Raw genomic sequence first — 26,216 nt, forward strand, 5'->3', positions numbered from 1 at the left:
ATCCCGACGGCCGTGGTGGCACATCATGGTCCAGTCAGCGCCCGCCGCGCGCCCTCAGTCCGTGTACCCCCGCGTGAGCAGCACGACGGTCACGAAGGTCCGGTAGAGCGCGATCGGGTCGGCGTCGGCGATCCGGACGTCGAGCGTGCCGGCGCGCTCCACGCCGACGATCCGCGTGGCCAGTTCGGCCAGGTCGGCGTTGCGGCAGGTCACCTCCAGAGTCGCGGGCAGCTCGATCCGCGGCGGCCGGGCCGAGGGCAGCGCCCGGAGAGCGGCCGCCGCGCCCTCGCGGATGAGCCGGCAGGCCTCGTCCGGGTGCAGGCTGTCGGCGGCGAACCGGGACACCGAGCGCTTCACCACGACGGCGGTGACGTTGGGGCAGACGGCGCGGGCCTCCTCGGCCGTGGTGTCGTCGCCGGTGACGAGCACGACCGGGACGCCGTGTCCGAGCGCGACCAGCGCGTTGATCCCCGACTCCCCCACCTCGACGCCGTTGAGCCGCACGCGGGCGACCGCCGCCGGGTTGTAGGTGTGCGACAGCACCGAGGACGGGCCGCCCATCGAGCCGTGGTAGCTGACGAGGAAGACGGCGCGAAAGGAGGCATCCAGGCCCTCCATCATGTACATCGGCTTGTGCCGGCCCGACAGGTATCGGGCGCCGCCGAGCAGCTCACCGGGCCGCAGGTTCTGCATCGACGAGTGCGAGTCGTTGACGAGGAACTCCGTCGCCCCGGCGTCCAGCGCACCGGCGATGGCCGCGTTGACCTCGTCCTGCAGCAGCCGCCGGTAGTACTCGTACTCCGCCCCGGGACCGCGGCACTGGCCCCAGTCGACGACACCGGCGGTGCCCTCCATGTCGGAGGAGAGGTAGACCTTCACCCGCCCATCCTCGGCCGCTCCGTGAAGGCCACGGGCAGAGGGGTTGACTGTCCCGGTGACCACCCTCACCACCGGGGTCGTCGGGGCGTTGCTGGCCGCGCTGCCCGCCGACCGGGTCCTGCTCGACGACGACGTCCTCGCCTCCTACCGGCACGACGAGGCCGAGTGGGCGCCGGCCGGCCGGCCGCTGGCCGTCGTCCGCCCGCGCGAGGCGCGCGAGGTCCAGGCCGTCGTCCGCGCCTGCCTCGAGCACCGCGTGCCGCTGGTGACCCGCGGCGCCGGGACCGGCCTGTCCGGCGGCGCCAACGCCGTCGACGGCTGCGTCGTGGTCTCCACCGAGGCCATGCGCGAGATCCGGGTCATCGACCCGGTCGAGCGCTACGCCGTCGTCCAGCCCGGCGTGGTCAACGACGACCTGCGAGCCGCCTGCGCCGCGCAGGGCCTCTGGTACCCGCCCGACCCGGCCAGCGCGCCCTGGTCGACCATCGGCGGCAACGTGGCCACCAACGCCGGCGGGCTGTGCTGCGTGAAGTACGGCGTCACCCGCGACTACGTGCTCGAGCTCGAGGTGGTCACCGGCACCGGTGAGTTGGTGCGGCTGGGCCGGCGGACGGCCAAGGGCGTCGTCGGCTACGACCTGGTCGGGCTGATGGTGGGCTCGGAGGGGACGCTCGGGGTGGTCACCGAGGTGACCGTGCGGCTGCGCCCGGCCCGGCCCGCCGAGCGGACCGTCGTCGGGTACTTCGCCTCAGTGGTCGACGCCGGCCGCGCGGTCGAGGCGATCGGCGCTGCGGGGATCGTCCCGTCGGCGCTGGAGCTGGTCGACCGGCACTGCCTGGCCGCCGTCGACGCGTGGAAGAACATGGGCCTGTCGGTCGACGCCGACGTCGTGCTGCTCGGCCGCACCGACGCCCCGGGCGAGGCCGGCGACGCCGAGGCGGGCGGCATGCTGGCCTGCTTCGAGACCGCCGGCGCCACCTGGGCCGCCGCCTCCACCGACGCCGAGGAGGCCGAGGCGCTGTTCTCCGCCCGCCGGCTGGCCTATCCCGCCGTCGAGCGCCTGGGGCCGGTGCTCACCGAGGACGTGTGCGTGCCCAAGGCCGCCGTCCCGGAGATGCTGGCGCGGATCGAGGCGGTGGCGCAGCGCAACGACGTCCTCATCGCCAACATCGCGCACGCCGGCGATGGCAACCTGCACCCGCTGCTGATCACCCCGCCCGGCGACGACGCCGCCCGCGAGCGGGCGCAGGTCGCGTTCACCGAGATCATGGCCGACGCCGTGGACCTCGGCGGGACGGTGACCGGCGAGCACGGCGTCGGCCTGCTCAAGCGCTCCGGGCTGGCGCTGGAGCAGAGCGCGGCGGTGGTCGCGATGCAGCGCGCGGTCAAGGCCGCCCTCGACCCGCTCGGCATCCTCAACCCCGGCAAGGTCCTGCCCGACGAGACGGGGGCGTCCGCGTGAGCCGCGAGCTCGTCGAGGTCGGCCGGCCCGACGGCCGCACCGTGCACGTGGCGCCGACCGGGCAACACGCCGCCGGTGCTGGCGGTGCACGGGCTGAGCAGTACCTCCGGGCCCGTGGGGATCAGTGGTAGGCGTGGACGACGGCGTGGCCGAGGCCGCGCCCCATCAGCCAGCGGTTCACCGGCAGGGTGACGACGAACGCCACCGCGAAGGCGGCGGCCAGCGACAGCCAGAACAGCGCCGAGGACAGTCCCGCCTCCATGGCGCCGGGCACGCTCACGATGACGGCGTTGTCCACGAGCTCCATGACCGCGATGGACACGGTGTCGGCCGCCAGCGCCACCTTGAGCGCCGCGCGGAACGGCAGGCCGGCGCGCAGGACGCCGCGCATGGTGAGGGCGTAGCCGAAGACGAAGGCCAGCGCGACGGCCAGGGCGACCGTGGGAGCGGTGGACCAGCCCAGCGCGGTGCCGATGACCATGCCGAGCACCTCGCCGATCGCACAGCCGGTGAGGCAGTGCAGCGTGGCCTGGGCCGCCGTCCGCCAGGAGACCGTGGCCCAGGAGACCCGGCCGGCCGGGTGGCCGGAGTGGTCGTGGCCGGACCCCTGTCCGGCGTGGCCGGCGCTGCCGGGGTCGAGCGCAGCGTGCGGATCGGACGTGTGCGCCTGGTGGGTGTGGTCGGTGTGCATGTCGCCTCCTTCGGACGACGTCCGGTATACCCCCCCGGGGTACCGATGGCAACCCCCTGACGCACCGCCGCCTCCCACCCCGGGCGGGGTGGGAGGCGGTGGCGGTCGGCGCGTGCGGATCAGCCGGCGGCGGGCTCCGCGTCCGGCGTGGCCGGCAGGCCGAGCCGGGCGAACAGGTCGTTGTCCAGGTCGAGGAAGCTCGTCTGGTGCCGGATGCGGCCGTCCTCGATCTCCAGGACGTGCAGCGCCCACGGCGCGTGTCCGCCGTCGGCCGTCGGCCGCCACTGCGCGACCGCCGGGCAGCCGTTGGCCTCGGTCAGCATCACCCGGGAGTCCCGGCACCCGCTGCCGGGGCCGAGCATCCAGGTGCCGATGTCGGCGGCGCTGCCCAGCCACATCTCGAACGGCGGCATGTGCTGGGTGGCGTCCTCGTGCAGCAGGGCGACGAAGGCGTCGATGTCGTAGCGCTCGAAGGCGTCGAGGTAGCGGGCGAGCAGGTCGCGGTGGTCGGCGTCGAGGGGCCGCTCCTCCGGGGTGCCGCCCATCGCCGCCAGCGTGGCGCGGGCCCGCTGGAGCGCGCTGTTGACGGAGGCGACCGTGCTGTCCAGCAGCGTGGCGACCTCGTCGGCGTGCCAGCGGAGCACGTCGCGCAGGAGCAGCACCGCGCGCTGGCGCGGGGGCAGGTGCTGCAGCGCGGCCACGAAGGCCAGCCGCACCGACTCGCGGGCCACCGCGCGCTCGGCCGGGTCGCCGTCCTCGGGCAGGACCTGGCGGTCGAGGACCGGCTCGACCCACGCGTCGGCCGGCCGCTTGGCCGCCAGGGAGGCCTCGACCGGCGACCACGGCGACCCGGACAGGTCCATCGGCAGCGCCCGGCGCTGGCGGCCCGAGAGCTGGTCGAGGCAGACGTTGGTGGCGATCCGGTACAGCCAGGACCGCAGGGACGAGCGGCCCTCGAACGAGCCGAAGCTCTTCCACGCCCGGACCAGGGTCTCCTGCACCGCGTCGTCGGCGTCGAAGGACGACCCGAGCATCCGGTAGCAGTAGCCGGTCAGCTCCCTCCGGTGCTCGAGCAGCCGCGGGTCGAGCTCGTCGGACACCCCGCTCAGCACGCTGGTCACGCGGACCACCTCTCCTCGTCGGCTCCCCGTCGGCGGGCGTCAGTCCACCACGGGGGACCGACGGAACGGGAGTCCCCGGAGGGAGGGCGCTACTGGTAGCTGATCAGCTGGGGACGGGGCGAGACCTGGGCGATGGTCTCCTCCGGCGTGAGCATCGGGACGTCCTCGTCGTAGAAGTTCTTCCAGCCCCAGGCCAGGCCCTCCGGGCCGACGCCCTGCAGCACCCGCCACGTGTCCTGCTTGGCACCCTGACCACCCTGGCCGTCGGCGTGCACCATCACGGCCACCTCGGCCCGGGACATGTCCACCTGCTCGCGGCCGGGGATCATGTCGACGCGGAACTGGTGCAGGACCAGCAGCTTCTGCGGCAGCCGGGCCTCACGGGTCAGGTCGGCCAGCCAGGTCACCACCCGGTTGACCTCCTCGATCGCCACCGAGCCGATCTGGGTCAGGTGGACCTGGTTCGGCAGCAGCCGCCACTCCGGGTCCAGCGCCAGCCCGACGTGCGGCAGCTCCAGGAGCTCGCGGTACCGCTCGGCCTGGGTGACGAAGTCGGTGCGGCCCGGCTGCAGGTCCAGGACGACGTACAGGCCGGCCGCGCCCGCGGCCTCCACCCACGGCCGGAGCTGCTCGATCGGCGCCTCGAAGGAGTAGTCGTTCTCCTCGGTCGGGAACTCCGAGGCGACCGTGGCGATGATCTCGAAGGCCGGGACGACGGTGGCGTCGGGAACCAGCGCCTCGTAGGGCGCGGCGACGTCACGGGCCCGCTGGACGGCGGCGTCGACGTCCTGCTCGCCCAGGACGCCCAGCGAGCCGGTGCCCGGGTGCCCGTAGAGGGCGACCATGAAGTGCTGCGGGAACAGCGTCTGCCCGCCGCCGGGCAGCTGGGTGCCGGTGGCGGCCGTCTCGACCTTCCAGTCCAGGCCGTCCTCCGCGCCGAAGGCGGTCCCGAGCGCGACGACGGTCTCGGCTCCGGACACCGCGTCGACCGCGTCGGCCGAGGCGCGCGGGTCGGTCTGCCCGCCGGTCACCTGCACGCTCGCGCCGGCGGCCCGGGCCGTGGCGACACCGGCCAGCGACTCGGCGCTGCCGGAGGCGAGCACCACCGTCGAGTCCAGCGGCTCGGCGCGGGTCACCGACGGCAGCTCGCCGTCGGCCTCGCCCTCGGCGGGGTCCGCGTCCTCCGGGAGGAGCGCGGTGGGCGCGTCGGGGTCGAGCGCCGCGACGGCGGCCGCGTCCCCGTCGTCCGGCACGGGGTCGGCCTCGGCGAGGTCCAGCCCGGTGGCGGCGGCGACGGCCTCGGCGCTGGCCGGCACGGCGACGACGTCGGCGTTCCCGGGCGCGGAGTCGGCGCCGACGGCGAGCACGGTCTGCGCGCCCAGCCGGTCGAGCTCCTCGGCGACGGCGTCGTCGGACCCCTCGCCCTCGGGGTCGAGCAGCAGCGGCACGCCCAGGCCGACGGCGGCCGAGGCGCCCAGCAGGGTGGCCGCGCGGTCGCCGTCGGGCGCGACGACGACCACGCCGGCCTCGTCGAACAGCGCGCGGCTGGCGCTGACGGCGGAGGCCACCGGCTCGGCGTCGGCCACGAGGGTGAGCCGCTGGTCGGGCGCGGAGGTCGCCACCGCCGCGGCCTCCGCCGGGTCCTCGCCCCCGCCGGCGCCCGGGGACGTGCAGGCAGCGGTCAGGAGGAGAGCGCCGAGCACGACCGGCACCGCCCTGGGGCGCATGGGGACCTCCGTCCGCCGGGCACGTGGCCACGCGAGGGCGCGGCGCCGTCGCGCGCTCCGGCAGACACCGACAGTAGCCATGCCTCTCAACACCGACCCCTCGACACCGACCCCTCGACACCGACCCTGGACACCGGCGCTCCGCGACCGGGAGCATCGCGTCCGATGAACGGCGCAGGGGCGGGTGTCGGGCCAGCCCGACAGCGGATCGACCGGCTGACGGGATCGGCCCGCCACCCCCGCGCCAGCAGGCTCGGTCCATGACCACCGACACGCTCGTGATGCCCTCCGTGACCGCCCCGCCGCACTCGCACCGTCTGCGCCAGGTCCTCCACGACTCGGGCTACGCGCTGCTGTCCCTGCCCGTCGGCGTCCTGTTCTTCGTCGTGGTCGTGACCGGCCTGGCCGCCGGGATCGGCACCGTGGTGATCTGGGTGGGCCTGGCCGTCCTCGCCCTCACCCTGCTGGCCGCACGGGGCTCGGCCACGCTCGAGCGGGCGCAGCTGCCCACGGTCCTCGGCCGCCCGGTCCCCCGCCCGGCCTACCTGCCGGGCGAGGGCGGGCCGGTGCGCCGGCTGCTCACCCCGCTGCGCGACCCGCAGTCGTGGCTCGACGCCCTGCACGCGGTGCTGCGCCTGCCGCTGGCCGTGCTCGCCTTCTCCGTCACCGTCACGTTCTGGGCCATCGCGCTCGGCGGGATCACCTACGGCCTGTGGGACTGGGCGCTGCCGCAGGAGGGCAACGAGGACCTGTTCGAGCTGCTCGGGTTCGACGGCGGCACGAGCCTGCGCATCGTCGGCTACACGCTCATCGGCCTGCTGGCCGCGGCGGTGCTGCCGTTCGCCGTCCGCGCCGTCGCGGTGCTGCAGGCGCAGCTCGGCCGGGTGCTGCTCACCTCGCGGGCGGCCACCCAGGCCGAGCTCGGGCGGCTGTCCCGCGGCCGCGACGCCGCCGTCGCCGCCGAGGCGGTGGCCCTGCGCCGGCTCGAGCGCGACATCCACGACGGCCCGCAGCAGCACCTCGTGCGCCTGGGCATGGACCTCTCCCGCGCGCAGCGCCAGCTCGACCGTGACCCGTCCGCCGCCCGCACCACGCTCGCCGGGGCCGGCGTCCTGGCCCGCGAGGCGCTGGAGGAGCTGCGGGCGCTGTCCCGCGGCATCGCGCCGCCGGTGCTCGCCGACCGCGGCCTCGCCGCCGTGCTGGCCGCGCTGGCCGCCCGCTCGCCGGTGCCGGTGGAGCTGGCCGTGGACCTGCCCGGGGAGCGCCTGGCGCCGGCCACCGAGAACACCGCCTACTTCGTCGTCAGCGAGGCGCTGGCCAACGTGGCCAAGCACAGCGGCGCCGACGTCTGCCGGGTCGAGGTCGGCCTCGTGGGGGACGTCCTGCGGGTCGTCGTCGAGGACGACGGCACCGGCGGGGCGGTGCTCGTGCCGGGCCACGGGCTGGCCGGCCTCGCCGACCGGCTGCGTGCGGTCGACGGCGTCCTCACCGTCGACAACCCGCGCGGCGGGCCGACCCGGACCGTCGCCGAGCTGCCGTGGGCGTGAGCCCCGGCGACCGGCCGCTGCGCGTGGTGCTGGGCGAGGACTCGGTCCTGCTCCGCGAGGGGCTGGTCCGGCTGCTCGAGGAGGCGGGCACCACCGTGGCGGCCGCGGTCGGCGACGGCCCGTCGCTGGTGCGGGCGGTGGTCGCCGAGCGGCCCGACGTGGCCGTCGTCGACGTCCGGATGCCGCCCACGCACACCGACGAGGGGCTGCGCGCCGCCGTCGAGGTCCGCCGCGTCGCCCCCGGGACGGCGGTGCTGGTGCTGTCGCAGTACGTCGAGGTGACCTACGCCGACGAGCTGCTCGCCGACGGCCGCGGCGGCGTGGGCTACCTGCTCAAGGACCGGGTGACCGACCTCGACCAGCTGCTGGCCGCGCTGGACGAGGTGGTGGCCGGCGGCACCGTGCTCGACCCGCAGGTGGTCGCCCAGCTCTTCGCCCGCCGCCGCGCCGACGACCCCGTCCGCCGGCTGACCCCGCGCGAGCGCGAGGTGCTCGGACTGATCGCCGAGGGGCACTCCAACACCGCGATCGCCCGGCACCTCGTGGTGACCCCCGGTGCGGTGGAGAAGCACACGCAGCGGATCTTCGCCAAGCTCGGCCTGGCTCCCGACGAGGAGCGCAACAGCCGGGTGATGGCGACGCTCGCCTACCTGCGCGGCTGAGCCGGCTCACCGCTCCAGGTTGGCGACCATCCGGGCCAGGCCCGCGACGGTCGCCGCGTACTCCTCGGCCGACAGCCCGTCGGCGACGCGGCGGCGGAAGGCGGCCACCGCGCCCGCGAGCCGGCCGTGCGCCGCCCGGCCGTCGTCGGTCAGCGCGAGGAGGCCCCCGCGGTCCTCCACCCAGGCGCGGGCGGCCAGGTCGGCCACGACGACGTCGACCCGGCCCGGCGTCGCGAACGAGGCGAAGGCGGCGGCGAGCTCCGGGCGCGCCGACGGGCCGCCGGCCAGGGAGTCGAGCACCTGCCAGTGTCGGCGGGAGAGCCCCTCGGCCGCGACGACGTCGTCGAGCCCCCGCTCGAGCAGCTCGTCGAGCCGCTTGACCCACCACCCGACCGGCCGCTGCTGCTGCACCCCCGGATGCTCGCACCGGAACGCGGTCGCGGGCCGTCGTCCCCTCCCGGTAGACAGCGGGGGTGACCGATCCCGCGGACCTCCGCCCCATCACGACAGAGGAGTGGCCGGCCTTCAGCCGGGCGATGCTCGAGGTCTTCGGCGACGAGCCGATCGGCTCCTTCACCGAGACCCCGCCGTCGGTCGCCGAGCTCGACCGCTCCCTGGGCCTGTTCGCCGACGACGGCCGGGTGGCCGCCACGGCGGGCATCTACAGCCGGCAGCTGACCGTGCCCGGCGCCGTCGTGCCGTGCGCGGGCATCACCTGGGTGACCGTCTCCCCCACCCACCGCCGCCGCGGCGTGCTCACCGCGGTCATGCGCCGCCAGCTCACCGAGCTGCACGAGCAGGGCCGCGAGCCGGTGGCCGGACTGTGGGCCTCCGAGGGCGGCATCTACGGCCGGTTCGGCTACGCGCCGGCCACCGCGCGGGGCAACCTGCACGGCCGCACGCGGCAGATGGCCTTCCGCCCCGACGTCGACCTGGGCACCGGCACGGTCACGCCGGCCGACGCCGACGCCTACCGGGCCGGCGCCGCGCGGGTGCACGAGGCACTGCGCCGCTGGGTGCCCGGCACCATGGAGCGCGACGAGCGCTGGTGGGAGCGACTGCTGCGCGATCCCGCCGAGCACCGCGGCCGGGCGAGCGCGCGCCGGTTCCTCCTGCACACCGAGGTCGACGGCGAGGTCACCGGCCACGCCGCCTTCCGCGTCCGCTCGCGGTGGACCGACGACGGCGAGCCCGACGGCACCGTCGTCGTCGAGGAGGTGCGGGCCCGCAGCACGCCCGCGTACGCCGCGCTGTGGCGGTACCTGCTCGACATCGACCTGGTGCGCACGGTGGAGTCCGCCTACGCCCCCGCCGAGGACCCGCTGCGCCACCTGCTGGCCGATCCGCGGGCGCTGCACGCGCGGCCGCTGGACGGGCTGTGGCTGCGGCTGGTCAACGTCGGCCGGGCGCTGGCCGCGCGCCGCTACCCCGCGCCGATCGACATGGTCATCGAGGTGCGCGACCGGTTCTGCCCCTGGAACGACGGCCGCTGGTGGCTGCGCGGGCACCCGGCCGGGGCCTTCTGCGCCCCCACCGACGGCGACCCCGACCTGGTGGTCGACGTCGACGCGCTGGCGGCGGCCTACCTCGGCGGCGTCTCGCTGGGCACGTTGCAGGCGGCCGGCCGGGTCACCGAGGTGAGCCCCGGCGCGGTCACCCAGGCCGCGACGGCGTTCTCCTGGCCGGTGAGCCCGTTCTGCCCCGACCAGTTCTAGGAGGACCCCGCTGCCCCCACGCCTCGCTGACGCTCGGCGCGGGCCCCTGCAGCGGGGCCTAGACGACCTCGTCGCGGGTGGGGAGGCCGCCGGCGGGGCGGTGCCGGTTCTGCTCGTAGTCGCTGATCAGGCCGATCCGGCGGGCGTGCCGCTCCTCGTCGCTCCACGGGGAGGCGAGGAAGTGCAGCACCAGCGCGGTGGCCTCCTCGATCGAGTGCTGGCGGGCGCCGACGGCGCACACGTTGGCGTCGTTGTGCGCCCGCGCGAGCTCGGCGGTCTCCCGGTTCCAGACCAGGGCGGCGCGGACACCGGGCACCTTGTTCGCCGCGATCTGCTCGCCGTTGCCCGACCCGCCGATGACCACGCCGAGGCTGCCCGGCTCGATGACCACCCGCTCGCCGACCTCGAAGCAGAACGGCGGGTAGTCGTCCTGCGGGTCGTAGTCGTGGGCGCCGCAGTCGACCGGCTCGTGCCCGGCCTCGGTGAGCGCCTGCTTGAGGTGCTCCTTGAAGTCCAGCCCGGCGTGGTCGGTGCCGACGAAGACGCGCATGGCCCGAGTCTGTCAGGGTCGGCACGTGGCGGTGCTCGGGGTCGACGGCTGGCGCGGGGCCTGGGCCGGGGCACTGCTGGAGGGCCGCACGGTGGCCCTGCTCGCCCTGTCCGACGTCGCCGCCGTCCTGGCCGTGCCGGACGTCGACGTGGTGGGCATCGACATGCCGGTCGGGCTGTCCGACGACGGCGTGCGGGCCTGTGACGTCGAGGCCCGAAGTCGTCTGGGGCGGGCCGGCAGCTCGGTCTTCCCCGCCCCGGTGCGCGCGGTGCTCGGCGCCCGCGACTACGCCGACGCGCGGCGGCTGTCGGTCGAGGCGACCGGCGGCCGGTCGCTGTCGGCGCAGTCCTTCCGACTCGTCCGGTCGATCGCGGCCCTCGACGACGCCCTGGGCGACCCGCCCCGCGACGACGTCGTCGAGGTGCACCCGGAGCTGGCGTTCCGCGCGCTCGACGACCGGGTGGGCGCTCCGAAGTCGAGCGCGCGCGGGCTGGCGCAGCGGATCCGTGCGCTGCAGCCGGTGATGGACGTGCTCGACGCGCTCGCCGCCGCCCCGCCCGGCCTGCCCGCCGTCGACGCGCTGGACGCCTGCGCCGCCGCGTGGTCGGCCCGGCGGCTGGCCGACGGCGTCGCGGAGTGCGTGGGCGACGGCACCCGCGACGCCCGCGGCCGGCCGATGCGGATCTGCTGGTGACCTTCCGGGAGGTCGCCGACGGCGTGTTCGTGCGGCGGCACGAATCCCTCGACCTCAACTGCGGTCTGGTCGTGGGCGAGGACGCGTGCCTCGTCGTCGACACCCGGTCGCACCTCGGCGAGGCCGCCGACCTGATCGCCGCGGTCCGCCGGGTGACCCCGCACCCGTGGACGGTGGTGGACACCCACGCCCACTACGACCACTGCTTCGGCAACGCCACCTTCCGCCCGGCGACGATCTGGGGGTCGCGCGGCTGCGCGGCCGACCTGCTCGCCACCGGCGAGGCGCAGCGCGCCGCCCGCGTGGCCGAGCTGCTGGCGGACGGGGACGCCGAGGCCGCCGAGCAGGTGCGGCGGGCGCCGCTGGACCCGCCGGACGCGCTGGTCGACGACGTGGCCGTGCTCGACGTCGGCGGCGTGGAGGTGGTGCTGCGGTTCCTCGGCCGCGGGCACACCGGGCACGACCTGGTGGTGGAGGTCGAGGACGGCCGCGACGGGACCACCGTCTTCGCCGGGGACCTGGTGGAGGAGGGCGCCCCGCCGGCGTTCGAGGACGCGTTCCCCGCCGAGTGGCCGGCGACGCTCGGGCGGCTGCACGTGATGGCCCGCGGTCCGGTGGTCCCCGGGCACGGCGCGGTCGTGGACGCCGCGTTCGTCGGCGCCCAGCGCGAGGAGCTGCTCGCGGTGCTCGCCGCCGTCGGCGAGGGCCGGCTCGACTGCGGCCCCTACGACGAGGCGACGATGCGGACCGCGGCGTCCCGCCTCGGTGAGACGGCTCCTCAGGTGAGACGGCTCCTCAGGTGAGACGGCGGAGCACCGGCAGCGGCAGCACCCGCAGCAGGGCCGACACCGGCCGCCACGGCCACTCGGGCACGTAGGCGCGGACCGGCTCCCGCTCGATCGCGGCGACGAGGGCGTCCACGCCGGTGTCGAGGTCGACGGTGAACGGGCCGCGGCGGCCGACGTTGATGTCGGTCTCGATGTAGCCGGGCAGCACCGTGGTCACCCGGATGCCGGTGCCGAGCAGGTCAGACCGGATGCCCTCGGCCAGCGCGTTGAGCGCGGCCTTGCTCGCGCCGTAGGCGGTGCGGGTGCCCGTCATGCCGCGGACCGAGGCCACCGAGCTGATCAGCACCAGGTGACCGGAGCCCTGCGCGCGGAACAGCTCGACGGCGGCCTCGCACTGCGCGTGGGTGCCGAGCACGTTGGTGGCCAGGATCGCCCGGTTGGCCGCGGCGGCCCCGGTGCCGACCGAGGAGCCGTTGCCGATGCCGGCGTTGGCGACGAACCGGTCGATGCCGCCGAGCTGCGCGGCCAGTGCGGGGACACCCTCGGCCACGGCGTGGGCGTCGTCGACGTCGATCGCGGCGGTGACCACGCGGATGCCGGGGCGCGCGGCGACCAACTCGTCGCTCAGCTCCTCGAGCAGCGCGGCGCGGCGGGCGACCAGCGCGAGGTCGCGGCCCCGGGCGGCGAAACGGCGCGCCATCCCCATGCCGAGGCCCGAGCTGGCGCCGGTGATCAGGATCCGCTGGCGGACGGGGCGCGACACGCGATCAGCATGCCGCGCCCGTCCGGGCCCCTGCAGCGGGGCCCCGTGGTCAGCGGCGGGTGAGCTCGAGGGTGTCGGCCGGCACCGAGTCCATGTCGGGGCCGGACGTGCGGGTGCGCTTCAGCTCCCAGAAGTCGGGCAGGTTGGCCAGCAGGACGGCGCCGTCGAAGGCCTTGCCGGCGTCCTCGCCCGTGGGCACCTTGCTGATGACCGGCCCGAAGAAGGCGACGCCGTCGATGTGCATGACCGGGGTGCCGACGTCGTCGCCGACCGGGTCCATGCCGGCGTGGTGGCTCTTCTCCAGCGCCTCGTCGTACTCGGTGGAGCCGGCGGCCTCGGCCAGCTCGGCGGGCAGGCCGACCTTCTCCAGCGCCGGGGCGATCAGCGCGTCGAGCTCCAGCTCCTCGTGGTGCCGGAGCGTGCCCATGGCGGTGTAGAGGTCACCGAGGACCTCGTCGCCGTGCTTCTCGGCGGCGGCGATCGCGACCCGGACGGGACCGATCGCCTGCTCCATCATCTGCTGGTACTCCTCCGGCAGGTCGCGGCCGCGGTTGAGCACCGACAGGGACATGACGTGCCAGTGCAGGTCGATATCGCGCACCTTGGCCGCCTCCAGGACCCAGCGGCTGGTCAGCCACGCCCAGGGGCACAGCGGGTCGAACCAGAAGTCCACCCGGGCCCTCACCGGCGAGCTCTGCACTGCCTCAGTCATCCGTCGTCTCCCTCTCGTCGTCGCAGCCGGCCCGTGCGGCACCGGCTCCTGCGCCTGCCAAGTGCCCGGTCAGGCCGGTTGTTCCCCCGTCCCCGGCGGGCGTGTCGGCCGTCCGTGGGAAGCTGCCCGGCGTGGCCGTACCCAACCTGACCCGCGACGACGCCGCCGCGCGCGCCCGCCTGCTGGCCGTCGACAGCTACGACCTGCAGTTCGACCTCACCGACGGGAACGGGCACCCCGGCACCGGGACCTTCCGCTCGACGACGACGGTGCGCTTCACCTGCCGCGAGCCCGGCGCCGCCTCGTTCGTCGACCTGGTCGCCGAGACGGTGCGCTCGGCCACGCTCAACGGGAACGAGCTCGACGTCTCCACCTACACCGAGGAGGGCGGCCTGCCGCTGCCCGACCTCGCCGCCGACAACACCCTCGTCGTCGACGCCGACTGCCGGTACTCCAACTCCGGCGAGGGCCTGCACCGCTTCGAGGACCCCGAGGACGGCCAGGTCTACCTCTACACGCACTTCGAGCCGGCCGAGGCCAAGCGCGTGTTCGCCTGCTTCGACCAGCCCGACCTCAAGGGCACCTACGAGGTGCACGTCGTGGCGCCGTTCGACTGGCAGGTCGTCTCCAACACCGGCGGGCGCACCATCGAGGCCGGCCCGAACGGCTCGCAGCTGGTGCACTTCGAGCCGACCAAGCGGCTCTCGACCTACCTGGTCGCGCTGATCGCCGGGCCCTACGCCCGGGTGACCGACGCCTACGAGGACATCCCGCTGGGGCTGTACTGCCGCGCCTCACTGGCCGAGCACCTCGACCCCGAGGAGCTGTTCCGGGTCACCAAGCAGGGCTTCGAGTTCTACCACCGGGTGTTCGACTACCCGTACCCGTTCGACAAGTACGACCAGCTGTTCGTGCCGGAGTTCAACGCCGGCGCGATGGAGAACGCCGGTGCGGTGACCGTGCTGGAGGACTACGTCTTCCGCTCGCGGACCAGCCGGGCGCGCTACGAGCGGCGCTCGGAGACGGTGCTGCACGAGCTGGCGCACATGTGGTTCGGCGACCTCGTGACCATGCGCTGGTGGGACGACCTGTGGCTCAACGAGTCCTTCGCCACCTACATCTCCACGCTGTGCCAGGCCGAGGCCACCGAGTACACGACCGCGTGGACGACGTTCGCCAACGCCGAGAAGGCCTGGGCCTACGCGCAGGACCAGCTGCCCTCGACCCACCCGATCGCCGCGGACATGGTCGACGTCGCGGCCGTCGAGGTGAACTTCGACGGGATCACCTACGCCAAGGGCGCCTCGGTGCTCAAGCAGCTGGTGGCCTACGTCGGCCGCGAGGAGTTCCTCGCCGGGATCCGGCAGTACTTCCGCGACCACGAGTACGGCAACACCACGCTGGCCGACCTGCTCGACCCGCTGTCGGAGGCCACCGGCCGGGACCTCAGCGAGTGGTCGGCGCAGTGGCTGGAGACCAGCCAGGTCAACACCCTGCGCCCGGTGTACGAGCTCACCGACGACGGCCGGTACGCCTCCTTCGCCATCGAGCAGACCGCCGTCCCGGAGCACCCGGTGCTGCGCCGGCACCGGCTGGCCGTGGGCCTCTACGACCGCGGGCCCGACGGGCTCACCCGCACCACCCGGGTGGAGCTCGACGTCGACGGCGCCCGCACCGAGGTGGCCGACCTGGTCGGGCACCCGGCGGCCGACCTGGTGCTGGTCAACGACGACGACCTCACCTACGCCAAGCTGCGCCTCGACGAGCGCTCGCTGACGACGCTGCGCGAGGCGATCGGCGCCGTCCCCGATCCGCTGGCCCGCGCGCTGTGCTGGGCGGCGGCCTGGGACATGACCCGCGACGCCGAGCTGCCCGCCCGCGAGTGGGTGCAGCTGGTGCTCGGCGGGATCGACGCCGAGACCGAGATCAGCGTCGTGCAGTCGCTGCTGGCCCGGGTGCAGTCGTCGCTGACCTCCTACGCCGACCCGCGGTGGGCCGAGACCGGCTGGGCCGCGCTGGCCGACAAGGCGGTGCAGGCGCTGGAGTCGGCGGCCCCGGGCAGCGACGAGCAGCTGCAGTGGTCGCGCACCCTGGCGTCGGCCGCCCGCACCGAGGAGCACGCGGCGGTGCTGCGCGGGCTGCTCGACGGCTCGCGGACGGTCGAGGGCCTGGCCGTCGACACCGACGCCCGGTGGGCCTTCCTCCACGGCCTGGTCGCCATCGGCGCGGCGGGGGACGCCGAGATCGACGCCGAGGCCGAGCGCGACGCCACCGCCACCGGGATCCGCCGGGCCGCGACCGCCCGGACGCTGCGCCCGACGGCCGAGGCGAAGGCGGCGGCCTGGAAGCGCGCCTTCCACGACGCCGACGTGCCCAACGCCGTGCACGAGGCGCTGGTGGCCGGCTTCTGGCACCCCGCGCAGCGCGAGCTCACCGCGGAGTACGTCGAGCGGTACTTCGCCGAGATCGGCCCCATGTGGGACCGCCGGCCCGGCGAGATCGCGAAGAACGCCGTGCAGTACCTGTTCCCGCCGGTGGTCGAGGAGCGCACGCTGCAGGCCGCCGACACGTGGCTGGGCCAGGAGGGGCACCCCGCCCCGCTGCACCGGCTGGTCTCCGAGGGCCGTGACGGCATCGCCCGCGCGCTGCGCGCCCGGCAGCGGGACGCCGCCGGGAAGTGAACCGTGCGGTCGTCAGTGGCGGCGCGCGGAGTGCGGGTGGCCGGCCTGGTCGGACAGCTGCCGCAGGCCGTTGACGATGCCGCCCACGAGGTCACCGGCGGCGAAGGAGTTGGTCATCGACAGCACCGCGAGCGCGCACGCCCGGTCGGGCAGCCGGCGGGCGGCCGACGCCCCGGTGACCACCTCGATGACCCGCTGGCCGGGCGAGACGGCCAGCAGCACCGAGTCGACCGGGTCGCCACCGCGGGCGTGCAGCTCCTCGGCGCGGATTCGGGTCCTGGGCCCGAGGTCGCCGATGTACAGCGTGAAGCGCAGGCCGGTCTCGCGCGAGGACATGGTCAGCGCCTCGTCGAGCCGCGCCAGCTCGCGGTAGCTGAAGATCGTGTCGTAGCCCTGGTCGGCCCGGTTCGGCGCGGTGTCGACCGTGCCGCTGTCGTGGGGCTCGGCATCCAGCACGCGGGTCATCGCGGAACTCCGGGGGAGGTCGAGGGGTGGGTGGGGATCACCGGGTCACCAGGTCCCGCGGGCGCCGCCGAGCGGGCCGCCGGCGGAGGGCACGGGTGTGCCGGCCGAGACCGCCGTGGCACCGCGCGTGCCCGCGATGACGCTGGAGCCGACGGCGCTGGAGCCGTGGCCGTCGAGCGAGGCGCCGTGGCCGGACCCGTGGCCCGAGCCGATGGCCGCCGTCTCGCCGTAGAGCGAGGAGCCCACCGCCTGGGTGTCGCCCTCGCCGGCGGCGTGCGTCGGGGCGTTCTCGGGCTGGGGCTCGTACCAGACCGGCTCGTGCTCCCAGGGCTGCCCCGGCTTGTAGCGGATGCCCGGGCGCTTGCGGCCCCCGGGCAGGTACGTCATCGCCCAGAAGAAGACGTACACCGCCAGCGGGGCCACGACGAACACGAGCAGGGTCTCGACGACGCTCACGCCCGGGAATCTACCGCCCGCGGTGATCGGTCATGCGTCGGCGTGCCAGCCCGGCGGGTGTCGGTGCGCCCACGGCCGGGCCTCCTCCAGCTGGGCCGCGAGCGCGATCAGCGTGGCCTCGTCCGCGGGCCGCCCGACCAGCATCGTGCCGATCGGCAGGCCGTCGGCGGTCCAGTGCAGCGGCACGCTGACGGCGGGCTGGCCGGTGACGTTGTAGAGCGCGGTGAAGGCGGCGTAGCGCTCCTGCCGCGCGAAGTCCGCGGCGCCGTCGCCGTCGGCGTCGAACCAGCCCAGCGGCCGTGGCGTCATCGTCGTCACGGGGGCGAGCAGGACGTCGAAGCCGTCGGTGGCCTGCACGTACCGGCGGGAGAAGTTCCTCAGCGCGTTGAGCGCCTCCATCGCCGCCTGCGCCGACAGCGCCAGCCCGCGGGCCCGCAGCTCGCGGGTCAGCGGCCGCAGCTCCCCCACCCGGCCGGCCGGCACCGCCAGGGTCGCCCCCGACAGCGCCCACACCCGCTCGAAGGCGCCCAGCACCTCAGGGGAGATCAGACCGCCCGGGACGTCGACCACCTCGTGCCCGAGCGACTCGAGCAGCCGGGCGGCGTCGTCGAGGGCGGCGGCCACCTCGGGCTCGAGGACGGCACCGGGCAGCGGGAACTCCAGTGCCCGGCCGATCCGCAGCCGCCCGACCGGGCGGTCGGCGCAGCCGAGGAAGGTCTCGCCGGGCGGCAGGGGCGGCGCCCACGTCGTGTCGCCGGGGACCGGGCCGGCCATCGCGTCGAGCATCGCGGCGGCGTCACGGACCGTCCGGGCCAGGGGACCGTTGGTGCCGAGCCCGGTGACGTCGCTGCCCAGCGGTGCGTTGCTCACCCGGCCGCGGGTGGGCTTGATGCCGAACAGGCCGTTGATGCTGGCCGGGATGCGGATCGAGCCGCCGCCGTCGCTGCCCTGCGCGAACGGCAGCATCCCGGCCGCGACCGCCACGGCCGCGCCGCCGCTGGAGCCCCCGGCCAGCCGGGTCGGGTCCCACGGGCAGCGGGCGGGGCCGGCGACGTCGTTGTCGGTGTAGCAGGGGAAGCCGAACTCAGGTGTGTTCGTCTTGCCGAGGCTGACCGTCCCGGCCGCGGCCAGCTTGGTGACGACGGCGTCGTCGAACCCGGGCACGAAGTCGGCGTAGACCGCGGAGCCGAAGGTGGTGCGGACGCCGGCGGTGTTGTTGAGGTCCTTGATCGCCGTCGGGACGCCGAGCAGCGGCGGGAGGTCCCCGCCGCGCAGCGCCCGGGCCTCGGCGTCGGCGGCCGCGGCCAGCGCGCGCTCGGGCGTGACGGTGACGAAGCCGCCGAGGCCGGCGTCGAGGGCCTCGACCCGGGCGAGCGCGGCCTCGACCAGCTCGACCGGGCTCACCGTCCGGTCCCGGACGGCGGCCGCCTGCTCCAGCGCGGTGAGCTCGTGCAGCTGCGTCCCGGTCACGGGCGGCGACGCTAGCCCGCGCGGTAGACAGGTCTTCGTGCACCTGGCCCAGACGGACCTGACCCGCGCCGCCGCCGAGGCGCTCGACGACGCCGACCCGCTGGCCGGGTTCCGCGACCGCTTCGCCGGCGTCGAGGACGGCCTGCTCTACCTCGACGGCAACTCGCTGGGCCGCATGCCGCGCGACACCCCGGCGGCGCTGGCGCGGGTGGCCGAGCAGGAGTGGGGCCGCGGGCTGGTCGGGTCGTGGGCGTCGTGGATCGACGTCGGCACGCGGGTCGGCGACGTCATCGGCACGGGCGTCCTCGGGGCGCGGCCCGGTGAGGTGCTGATGGCCAACACCACCACCGTCGACCTCTACGAGCTGGTGGTGGCCGCCGCCGACGCCCGGCCCGGCCGCGACGTGCTGGTCTGCTGCGCCGACGACTTCCCCACCGACCGCTACGTCGTCGCCGGCATCGCGGCCGCCCGCGGGATGACCGTGCGCGAGGTGCCCGCCGACGTCGACGAGGGTCTCGACCCCGCCGACCTGGCCGCCGCGCTGGACGAGCGGGTCGCCGTCGTCGTGCTGTCGGCGGTGGCCTACCGGTCGGGGGCGCTGGCCGACGTCCCTGCGGTGACGGCGGCGGCCCGCGACGCCGGCGCGCTCGTCGTCTGGGACCTCTCGCACGCCGCCGGCGCGGTGGAGCTGGACCTGGCCGCCAACGGGGTCGACCTCGCCGTCGGGTGCACGTACAAGTACCTCAACGGCGGGCCCGGCGCGCCGGCGTTCCTCTACGTGCGGGGGGAGCTGCAGGAGTCGCTGCGCCAGCCGATCTGGGGCTGGTTCGGCCAGCGCGACCAGTTCGCGATGGGGCCGGTGTACGACCCGGTGCCGGGCATCGGGCGGTTCGCCACCGGGACGCCGCCGGTGCTCGCGGCCGCCGCGGTGGAGGTGGGGGCGCGGCTGGTGGCCGAGGCGGGCATCGACCGGCTGGCGGCGAAGGGGCGGGCGCTCACCGGGCTGCTGGTCGACCTCGCCGACGCCCACCTGGCACCGCACGGCGTGGCGCTGGCCAGCCCCCGCGACGCCGCCCGCCGCGGGTCGCACGTCACGCTGGCGCACCCGCACGCCTGGCAGCTGACGCAGGCGCTGGTCGACCGCGGGGTGGTGCCGGACTTCCGCACACCCGACCGCGTCCGCCTCGGGCCCGCGCCGCTCTACACCCGGTTCGTCGACGTCTGGGACGCCGTCGACCGCTTCCGCCTGCTCCTCGAGGACGGCGGCTGGGCCGCCTACCCCGAGGAGCGCGCCCCCGTCACCTGACGAGGCATAGGAAGCAATGCGCACGTCTCACGCCCCGATACGTGCGTATTGCTTCCTATGCCTGGCTAGGTGACGTCGGGGGGGACGCCGATCGGGTTGCGGTCGGGGAACAGCCCGGCGGTGACGACGGCGCGGCGCACGGGCACCAGCAGCTCGGCCAGGCGGTCGCAGCGGGGGTCACCGAGGGTCCGCCACGGGGCGAGGGCGAGGCGGTCGGTGTCGGTCTCGATCGCGGTGACCATGGCCAGGCCCTCGGCCGACAGCTCGTCGCCGTCGAGCCAGCCGCGGCCGGCCAGCTCGTCGGACGCGGCGGCCCACGCGTCGTCGTCCCACCCGCGGGCCTTCTGCAGCCACTCGCGGTCCACCCGCCCCGCCGCGGCCACCAGCACGTGAGCGCCGACACCGGACACCTCGCGGCCGACCAGCGCGACGGTGTGCCCGTCGCCGCGGTGCTCGCGCAGGGTGGTGAGCGACTGCCACAGCGCCAGGTGCGGCTCGTCGGGGACGGCCACCGCCGCGTTCGCCGCGGCGAGCGGACGGCCGGGCAGGTCGACCGCATCGGCGGCGACCCGCGCCAGCCCCGCGGCCTCCGCCGCCTCGGCCGAGGCCGCCCACTCCCCCAGCACCCGGCGCACCGTCGCGTCGACGCCTGCCAGCCGGGCCGCCAGCGCCCCGGCCGGCGTCACCGCGTCCCACACCGCGGGCACGCGGCGGGCGACGAAGGACGGCGCGAAGTTGACGAAGGTCGCCGTCACGACCTCCGGGCCCACCGGCCCGAGCGGCGCCGCGCGCATCGCGAAGTAGGCCGACCAGAAGCCGGTCAGCCCGGCCGCCTCCGCCGCGGCCCGCGACTCGTCGGAGAAGTACGTCAGTGCGTGGTACGGCTCACCCAGCGCCCACAGCCGTCGGGCGGTGCCGGCCGAGGTCATGCCGAGACACTCTCCGGCACGCCGAGCCACTCGCGCCAGCGCGGGTCGACGCTGCGGGCGCCGAGCAGCCGCCAGGCCGCGCCGCTCGGGGTGTGCGGCGGGTGCGGCAGCTTCCAGCCCAGCTCGGCCAGCGAGCGGTCGGCCTTGGTGTGGTTGCACCGGCGGCAGGCGGCCACGACGTTGTCCCACGTGTGCGTGCCGCCCCGGCTGCGCGGCACCACGTGGTCGATGCTGGTCGCCGAGCTGCCGCAGTAGACGCAGGTCTGCCCGTCGCGGGTGAACACCGCGCGCCGCGACAGCGGGACCTGGGCCGGGTAGGGCACCCGCACGTACCGGGTCAGGCGCACGACCACGGGCACCGGCAGGCTCACGCGCTCGGCGTGGACCACCTCGGCGGCGTCGTCGACCGGGACCGCCTTGTCCGCCAGGACCAGCACGATCGCGCGGCGGCTGGACACCACGCACAGCGGCTCGTAGGTGGCGTTCAGCAGCAGCGTGGCGGCCGTCGTGCCGGACGAGGGCACGGGCAGCCGGGGGACGGGGACGGGGTCGCGCCGCGGACCTGGGTGGCCCGCCGGCGACGACCCGGACGCGGAACGCGACACGGAGCACCTCCGGAGGCCCCGGACCGCCGTACCGGGGCGGCCCGTGAGCAAGCCCATAGTGCCCTGACCAGGCCCGGTGGCGCTCGTGGGGAGCCCACGGCCGCGGTTACGGTGGTCCGGGTGCGCTACCCCGACGCCGAGAAGCTCGACCTGGTCGAGGACCTGCACGGCCACCGCGTGGCCGACCCCTACCGCTGGCTGGAGGACGCCGGCGACCCGCGGACGCAGGCGTGGACCGCCGCAGAGGACGCCCTCACCGCCGAGGTGCTCGGCGCCCTCCCGCTGCGCGCCGACCTCGCCGCCCACCTCGAGCGGCTCGTGCACGCCGGCGCCGTCGGCGTCCCGGTGCACCGCGGCGGCCGGGCGTTCTCCACCCGCCGCGACCCCGGCCAGGAGCACGCCGTCCTGCGGGTCCGCGAGCCCGACGGCACCGTCCGGGTGCTGGTCGACCCCGTGGAGGTCGACCCGGCCGGGACGACGACGCTCGACGCCTGGTCGCCGTCGTGGGAGGGCGACCGGCTGGCCTACCAGCTGTCCACCGGCGGCGACGAGGAGTCGCGGCTGTACGTCCTCGACGTCGCCACGGGGAAGCAGGTCGACGGCCCGGTCGACCGCTGCCGCTACTCCCCCGTCGCCTGGCTGCCCGGCGGCGAGGAGCTCTTCTACGTCCGCCGGCTCCCCCCCGGCCAGGTGCCCGCCGGCGAGGAGCAGTTCCACCGCCGGGTGTGGCGCCACCGGGTCGGGGCCGACCCCGACGGCGACGTCCTGGTGCACGGCGAGGGGCTCGACCCCACCAACTACTACGGCGTCCGGGTCAGTGCGGACGGCCGCTGGCTGGCCGTGTCCGCCTCCGCCGGGACCGCGCCGCGCGACGACGTCTGGCTGGCCGACCTCGCGGGAGACGGCGACCTGCGGGAGCTCCAGGTCGGCGTCGACGCGCAGACCGCCGCCTGGGTGGCCCGCGACGGCCGGCTGTGGCTGCTGAGCGACCGCGGCACCCCGCGCTGGCGGCTGGCCGTCGCCGACCCCGCCGACCCCGCCACCTGGCCGGTCGAGGCGTGGACCGACGTCGTCCCGCAGTCCGACGACGGCGTGCTGTCCGACGTCGCGCTGGTCGACGGCGCGGACGGGTCGCTGCAGGTGCTCGCCGTCCACTCGGTCGACGCCACCGACCGGCTCTCGGTGTGGGCCGCGGACGGCTCGGGCCGGCTGGCGGAGGTGACCGGCCTCGGCGCCGGCAGCGTCTCCGGCGTCAGCGCACCGCCCGAGGGCGGGACGACGGCGTGGGTGGGCTACACCGACCACGCGACCCCGCCGTCGGTGCTGCGCTGGGACGCCGCCGAGCCGAGGGCGCTGGCCGAGGACGAGCGCGCGCCGGTGGCCGGCGAGGTGCCGGAGATGACCGTCGTGGAGACGCACGCGACCTCGCCCGACGGGACGCCCGTGCACCTGTTCGTGCTCTCCGGCAGCGGGACGCCGGACACCCCGCGGCCGACCGTGCTCTACGGCTACGGCGGCTTCAACGTCTCGCTGACGCCGGGCTACTCGGCGCAGGCGCTGGCGTGGGTCGCCGCCGGCGGCGTCTGGGCGGTGGCCAACCTGCGCGGCGGCTCCGAGCACGGCGAGGAGTGGCACCGCGCCGGGATGCGCGAGCGGAAGCAGAACGTCTTCGACGACTTCGCCGCCGCCGGCGAGCACCTGGTCGCCGAGGGCTGGACGACGCACCGGCAGCTGGCGGTGATGGGCGGGTCCAACGGCGGCCTGCTCGTGGGCGCCACCCTCACCCAGCGGCCCGACCTCGCCGCCGGCGTCGTCTGCAGCGCCCCGCTGCTGGACATGGTCCGGTACGAGCGCTTCGGCCTGGGCCGCACCTGGAACGACGAGTACGGCACCGCCGAGGACCCGGTCGAGCTCGGCTGGCTGCTGGGCTACTCGCCGTACCACGCCGTGCGGGAGGGCACCGCCTACCCGGCGACGCTGTTCACGACCTTCGAGTCCGACACCCGCGTGGACCCGCTGCACGCCCGCAAGCTCGCCGCCGCGCTGCAGGCGGCGACGAGCGCGGAGGCGCCCGTCGTCCTGCGGCGGGAGACGTCGGTCGGCCACGGCGCCCGGGCGGTCAGCCGCACCGTCGGCCTGGCCGCCGACCAGCTGGCCTTCCTCGCCGCGGCCACCGGTCTGTCCGGTTGGGGCGCGCCGCCCTCCTGATCCGCCGTCCCGACCTGACACCATGGAGAGTGATGACCGCTCCACCCTCCGTGATGATCGCCGCCGCCGACAGCGGCCTCGGCGACGCCGCCCCCGCGTGCCTGACCGATCCCACCACCCTGTGCGCCAAGGTCTACGAGCTGTCCGGCCTGGGCTGGCTGGCCACCAACGCCGAAGCGCTGATCGAGAAACCCGCGAAGATCCTGCTGGTGGTCGTGGTGGCCGCCGTCGTCCGGATGCTGCTGCACCGGGCGATCCGGCGGCTGACCGACCGCACCGCCACCGGCGCGATGCCCACGATCCTGCGGCCGCTGCGCAACCGCGCCGCCGCCGGCGGCACCGACCCGCTCGAGCAGGTCGCCGCCCGGCGCACCCAGCGCGCCGAGGCGATCGGGTCGGTGCTGCGCAGCGTCGCGTCGTTCGTCGTCATGGGCATCGCCGTCGTGCTGGTGCTCGGCGAGCTGGGCCTCAACCTGGCGCCGATCGTGGCCAGCGCCGGCGTCGTCGGCGTCGCGCTCGGCTTCGGCGCGCAGAACCTGATCAAGGACTTCATCGCCGGGATCGGGATCATCCTCGAGGACCAGTACGGCGTCGGCGACGTCGTCGACCTCGGCGAGGCCAGCGGCACCGTCGAGGCGGTGGGCCTGCGGATCACCCGGCTGCGCGACGTCAACGGCGTCGTCTGGTACGCCCGCAACGGCGAGATCCTGCGCGTGGGCAACAAGAGCCAGGGCTACGCCCAGGTGGTCATCGACATGCCCGTCGCGCACGACACCGACCTCGAGCGCTGCCGCCGGGTCATGCAGGAGGTGGCCGACCGCGTGTACGCCGAGGAGGACTGGTCGGCGGTGCTGCTGGCCGAGCCGGAGTCCCTCGGCGTCGAGCAGATCACCGCCGAGGGCGTCTTCATGCGGGTGCAGGTGCGCACCACCAACGCCGACCAGTGGCGGGTCGGCCGGGAGCTGCGCATGCGGCTCAAGGAGCGCTTCGTCGCCGAGGGCATCAGGACGCCACCCCCGCTGATCGGCGCTTCCTCCGGCGCTGCGGGCAACGGCGCCCGATGACCACCGGGGACGGCCGGCCGGCGACCTTCCGCGAGGTCTTCGCCGTCCGCGAGTTCCGCCCGCTGTTCGGCACCTACACGCTGTCGACCATCGGCGACGAGCTCGCGCGGGTCGCGCTCACCGTCCTCGTCTACCAGCGCACCGACTCACCACTGCTGGCGGCGTTCACCTTCGCGCTCGGCTTCCTGCCGTGGGCGCTGGGCGGGCCGGTGCTCGCCACGATCGCCGACCGCTTCCCGCGGCACCGGGTGCTGATCACCAGCGACGTCGTCCGCGCCGCCCTGGTCGCCGGCATGGCGGTCCCCGGGACGCCGCTGCCCGTCCTGCTGGCGCTGCTGTTACTCGTCTCGCTGTTCGCGCCGCCCTTCGAGTCGGCCCGCGCGGCGCTCATGGCCGACGTCCTGGAGGGCGAGCGGTACGCCGTCGCCACCTCCCTGACCAACGTCAGCCTGCAGATGTCCCAGGTCGTCGGGTTCCTCGCCGCGGGCGGGCTGGTCACCGTGCTCAGTCCCTCGGCCGTGCTGCTGGCCGACGCGGCCACCTTCGCCGTCTCCGCCGTCTGGCTCACCGTCGGGCTGCAGCGGCGTCCGGCGCCGACCGAGGGCGTCGCGGAGCCCGCGTCGGTGTGGCGGGAGGCCGGCGAGGGCCTGCGGCTGATCGGCGGCAGCCCGCGGCTGCTGGCCATCATCGCCCTGCTGTGGGTGGGCACCCTGTTCGCCAACGCCGCCGAGGGCATCGCCGCCCCGCTCACCGACGAGCTCGGCGAGCGGGCCGTCCAGGTCGGCGTGCTGCTCGCGGCCCAGCCCCTCGGGACGACCGTCGGCGGCCTGGTGCTCGCCCGGCTGCTGGGGACGGCGCGCAGCGACCGGCTGATGCCGCTGCTGGTCGGCCTGTCGCTGGCGCCGGTGCTGCTGGCCGGGCTCGTGGTGATGAGCGCGGGCCCCGGCCGGGGCGCCTACGCGCTCGTGGTCGTTCTGCTGTTCGTGTCCGGGCTCGGCGCCTCGTGGAGCATCCCGCTCAACGTCGCCTTCGTGCAGGCGGTGCCGCCGGCCTACCGGGGACGCGCCTTCGGCGTCGCGGTCAGCGGGCTCTACGGCATCCAGGGCGTCGGGGCGCTGGCCGCCGGGCTGGCCGCGGAGGGGCTCGCGCCGAGCGCCGTCGTGGCGCTGGCCGGCGGGATCGGCCTGGTCGCGGTCGTGCCGCCGCTGCTCGCCTACGGGCGGACGAGGGGCGCCGTGGCGCAGGACAGCCCGGCTGCGGGACCATCGGTGCCATGAGCGAGGCGAGCCGGTCCCTGCCCTCGGCACGGACCTTCTACGACGAGGTCGGCGGCGAGCCGACCTTCCGCCGCCTCGTCGCCCGGTTCTACGCCGGCGTCAAGGCCGACCCGGTGCTCGCGCCGCTCTACCCCCAGGACGACTGGGAGGGCGCCGAGACCCGTCTGCGCCGCTTCCTCGCGCAGTACTGGGGCGGCCCGACCACGTACTCGCAGGAGCGCGGCCACCCGCGCCTGCGGATGCGGCACGCCCCCTTCGCGATCGGCGAGGCCGAGCGAGACGCGTGGCTGCGGCACATGCGCGACGCCGTCGACAGCCTCGAGCTCGACGACGAGCAGGACGACACCCTGTGGGCCTACCTGACGATGGCCGCCCACAGCATGCAGAACCGGTGAGGACCCCCCGAAGGACCCCCTCGCCCCCCGCCCCTCGCCCCTCGCGGCG

The 26,216-nt window shown here is 75.7% G+C and carries 25 protein-coding genes; 12 read left to right on the forward strand and 13 right to left on the reverse strand.

Features of this window, described 5'->3' with window-relative positions; all coding sequences use genetic code 11:
* Positions 1–54: 54 nt before the first annotated feature.
* Complete coding sequence (locus tag BM414_RS20615) at positions 55–879, reverse strand: M55 family metallopeptidase (RefSeq protein ID WP_093582507.1); 825 nt, start codon at positions 877–879, stop codon at positions 55–57.
* Positions 880–934: 55 nt separating this feature from the next.
* Between BM414_RS20615 and BM414_RS20620 the strand changes: the two genes are divergently transcribed.
* Positions 935–2,341: an FAD-binding oxidoreductase gene (locus tag BM414_RS20620; RefSeq protein ID WP_093582509.1), complete on the forward strand. Its 1,407-nt coding sequence runs from the start codon at positions 935–937 to the stop codon at positions 2,339–2,341.
* Between the two features lie 121 nt (positions 2,342–2,462).
* Here BM414_RS20620 and BM414_RS20625 read toward each other — a convergent pair whose 3' ends face one another.
* From BM414_RS20625 to BM414_RS20635, 3 genes are all read right to left on the reverse strand, one after another.
* On the reverse strand, positions 2,463–3,032 hold the full coding sequence (locus BM414_RS20625; RefSeq protein WP_093582511.1) for a DUF4396 domain-containing protein: 570 nt from the start codon (positions 3,030–3,032) through the stop codon (positions 2,463–2,465).
* Between the two features lie 119 nt (positions 3,033–3,151).
* Positions 3,152–4,153, reverse strand: a complete 1,002-nt coding sequence (locus BM414_RS20630) for a sigma-70 family RNA polymerase sigma factor (RefSeq protein ID WP_093582624.1) — start codon at positions 4,151–4,153, stop codon at positions 3,152–3,154.
* An 89-nt stretch (positions 4,154–4,242) separates the two neighbouring features.
* On the reverse strand, positions 4,243–5,880 hold the full coding sequence (locus BM414_RS20635; RefSeq protein ID WP_093582513.1) for a hypothetical protein: 1,638 nt from the start codon (positions 5,878–5,880) through the stop codon (positions 4,243–4,245).
* A gap of 260 nt (positions 5,881–6,140) precedes the next feature.
* Here BM414_RS20635 and BM414_RS20640 point away from each other — a divergent pair, with 260 nt between their 5' ends.
* Positions 6,141–7,427, forward strand: a complete 1,287-nt coding sequence (locus BM414_RS20640; protein WP_093582515.1) for a sensor histidine kinase — start codon at positions 6,141–6,143, stop codon at positions 7,425–7,427.
* Positions 7,424–8,089, forward strand: coding sequence for a response regulator (locus BM414_RS20645; RefSeq protein WP_245784872.1), 666 nt, complete (start codon positions 7,424–7,426; stop codon positions 8,087–8,089). The genes BM414_RS20640 and BM414_RS20645 overlap by 4 nt, the downstream gene beginning before the upstream one ends.
* A gap of 6 nt (positions 8,090–8,095) precedes the next feature.
* On the opposite strand, the gene BM414_RS20650 is transcribed toward BM414_RS20645, so the two are convergent.
* A complete protein-coding gene (locus BM414_RS20650; RefSeq protein WP_093582517.1) occupies positions 8,096–8,500 on the reverse strand; it encodes a MarR family winged helix-turn-helix transcriptional regulator in 405 nt (134 codons plus the stop codon).
* Between the two features lie 62 nt (positions 8,501–8,562).
* On the opposite strand from BM414_RS20650, the gene BM414_RS20655 reads away from it, so the two are divergent.
* Positions 8,563–9,804 carry a GNAT family N-acetyltransferase gene (locus BM414_RS20655; RefSeq protein ID WP_093582519.1) on the forward strand — a complete coding sequence of 414 codons (1,242 nt, stop codon included), beginning with the start codon at positions 8,563–8,565 and terminating at the stop codon, positions 9,802–9,804.
* 58 nt (positions 9,805–9,862) lie between these two features.
* Here BM414_RS20655 and BM414_RS20660 read toward each other — a convergent pair whose 3' ends face one another.
* On the reverse strand, positions 9,863–10,354 hold the full coding sequence (locus tag BM414_RS20660) for a ribose-5-phosphate isomerase (RefSeq protein WP_093582521.1): 492 nt from the start codon (positions 10,352–10,354) through the stop codon (positions 9,863–9,865).
* Positions 10,355–10,379: 25 nt separating this feature from the next.
* Between BM414_RS20660 and BM414_RS20665 the strand changes: the two genes are divergently transcribed.
* Together BM414_RS20665 and BM414_RS20670 are read left to right on the forward strand one after the other, a co-directional pair.
* Positions 10,380–11,048, forward strand: a complete 669-nt coding sequence (locus BM414_RS20665; RefSeq protein WP_093582523.1) for a DUF429 domain-containing protein — start codon at positions 10,380–10,382, stop codon at positions 11,046–11,048.
* A complete protein-coding gene (locus BM414_RS20670; RefSeq protein WP_245784873.1) occupies positions 11,045–11,851 on the forward strand; it encodes an MBL fold metallo-hydrolase in 807 nt (268 codons plus the stop codon). Before BM414_RS20665 ends, BM414_RS20670 begins: the two co-directional genes overlap by 4 nt.
* Here BM414_RS20670 and BM414_RS20675 read toward each other — a convergent pair.
* Together BM414_RS20675 and BM414_RS20680 are read right to left on the reverse strand one after the other, a co-directional pair.
* Entirely contained in the window at positions 11,844–12,599 is a 756-nt protein-coding gene (locus BM414_RS20675; protein WP_093582525.1) for an SDR family oxidoreductase, read from the reverse strand. The two genes, BM414_RS20670 and BM414_RS20675, sit on opposite strands and share 8 nt — an antisense overlap.
* 49 nt (positions 12,600–12,648) lie before the next feature.
* Positions 12,649–13,311, reverse strand: a complete 663-nt coding sequence (locus BM414_RS20680; RefSeq protein ID WP_093582526.1) for a mycothiol-dependent nitroreductase Rv2466c family protein — start codon at positions 13,309–13,311, stop codon at positions 12,649–12,651.
* 131 nt (positions 13,312–13,442) lie between these two features.
* Between BM414_RS20680 and pepN the strand changes: the two genes are divergently transcribed.
* Positions 13,443–15,992: an aminopeptidase N gene (pepN, locus tag BM414_RS20685; protein ID WP_093582630.1), complete on the forward strand. Its 2,550-nt coding sequence runs from the start codon at positions 13,443–13,445 to the stop codon at positions 15,990–15,992.
* A gap of 12 nt (positions 15,993–16,004) precedes the next feature.
* On the opposite strand, the gene BM414_RS20690 is transcribed toward pepN, so the two are convergent.
* From BM414_RS20690 to BM414_RS20700, 3 genes are read right to left on the reverse strand one after another with little or no spacing between them, the layout of a single operon-like run.
* Positions 16,005–16,457 (reverse strand): DUF5130 family protein, encoded by a 453-nt coding sequence (locus BM414_RS20690; protein ID WP_093582529.1) that lies wholly within the window; start codon positions 16,455–16,457, stop codon positions 16,005–16,007.
* 45 nt (positions 16,458–16,502) lie between these two features.
* A complete protein-coding gene (gene ctaJ / locus BM414_RS20695; RefSeq protein WP_093582531.1) occupies positions 16,503–16,913 on the reverse strand; it encodes an aa3-type cytochrome oxidase subunit CtaJ in 411 nt (136 codons plus the stop codon).
* A 30-nt stretch (positions 16,914–16,943) separates the two neighbouring features.
* Positions 16,944–18,383: an amidase gene (locus BM414_RS20700; RefSeq protein ID WP_093582533.1), complete on the reverse strand. Its 1,440-nt coding sequence runs from the start codon at positions 18,381–18,383 to the stop codon at positions 16,944–16,946.
* A gap of 37 nt (positions 18,384–18,420) precedes the next feature.
* Between BM414_RS20700 and kynU the strand changes: the two genes are divergently transcribed.
* The gene (gene kynU, locus BM414_RS20705) at positions 18,421–19,689 is read left to right on the forward strand and encodes a kynureninase (RefSeq protein ID WP_245784874.1); all 1,269 of its coding nucleotides are present in this window, start codon (positions 18,421–18,423) and stop codon (positions 19,687–19,689) included.
* 65 nt (positions 19,690–19,754) lie between these two features.
* On the opposite strand, the gene BM414_RS20710 is transcribed toward kynU, so the two are convergent.
* Together BM414_RS20710 and BM414_RS20715 are read right to left on the reverse strand one after the other, a co-directional pair.
* Positions 19,755–20,618: an SCO6745 family protein gene (locus BM414_RS20710; protein ID WP_093582535.1), complete on the reverse strand. Its 864-nt coding sequence runs from the start codon at positions 20,616–20,618 to the stop codon at positions 19,755–19,757.
* Positions 20,615–21,142 carry an HNH endonuclease gene (locus BM414_RS20715; RefSeq protein ID WP_245784875.1) on the reverse strand — a complete coding sequence of 176 codons (528 nt, stop codon included), beginning with the start codon at positions 21,140–21,142 and terminating at the stop codon, positions 20,615–20,617. Before BM414_RS20715 ends, BM414_RS20710 begins: the two co-directional genes overlap by 4 nt.
* 201 nt (positions 21,143–21,343) lie before the next feature.
* Between BM414_RS20715 and BM414_RS20720 the strand changes: the two genes are divergently transcribed.
* From BM414_RS20720 to BM414_RS20735, 4 genes are read left to right on the forward strand one after another with little or no spacing between them, the layout of a single operon-like run.
* Positions 21,344–23,431, forward strand: a complete 2,088-nt coding sequence (locus BM414_RS20720; protein WP_093582634.1) for a prolyl oligopeptidase family serine peptidase — start codon at positions 21,344–21,346, stop codon at positions 23,429–23,431.
* 32 nt (positions 23,432–23,463) lie between these two features.
* Positions 23,464–24,495: a mechanosensitive ion channel family protein gene (locus BM414_RS20725; RefSeq protein ID WP_093582539.1), complete on the forward strand. Its 1,032-nt coding sequence runs from the start codon at positions 23,464–23,466 to the stop codon at positions 24,493–24,495.
* On the forward strand, positions 24,492–25,772 hold the full coding sequence (locus tag BM414_RS20730) for an MFS transporter (protein ID WP_093582540.1): 1,281 nt from the start codon (positions 24,492–24,494) through the stop codon (positions 25,770–25,772). Before BM414_RS20725 ends, BM414_RS20730 begins: the two co-directional genes overlap by 4 nt.
* Positions 25,769–26,167: a globin gene (locus BM414_RS20735; RefSeq protein ID WP_093582542.1), complete on the forward strand. Its 399-nt coding sequence runs from the start codon at positions 25,769–25,771 to the stop codon at positions 26,165–26,167. The genes BM414_RS20730 and BM414_RS20735 overlap by 4 nt, the downstream gene beginning before the upstream one ends.
* The last annotated feature ends 49 nt before the right edge of the window (positions 26,168–26,216 follow it).

It is taken from the genome of Geodermatophilus amargosae, from assembly GCF_900116515.1.
GTDB classification, from domain to species: Bacteria; Actinomycetota; Actinomycetes; order Mycobacteriales; family Geodermatophilaceae; genus Geodermatophilus; species Geodermatophilus amargosae.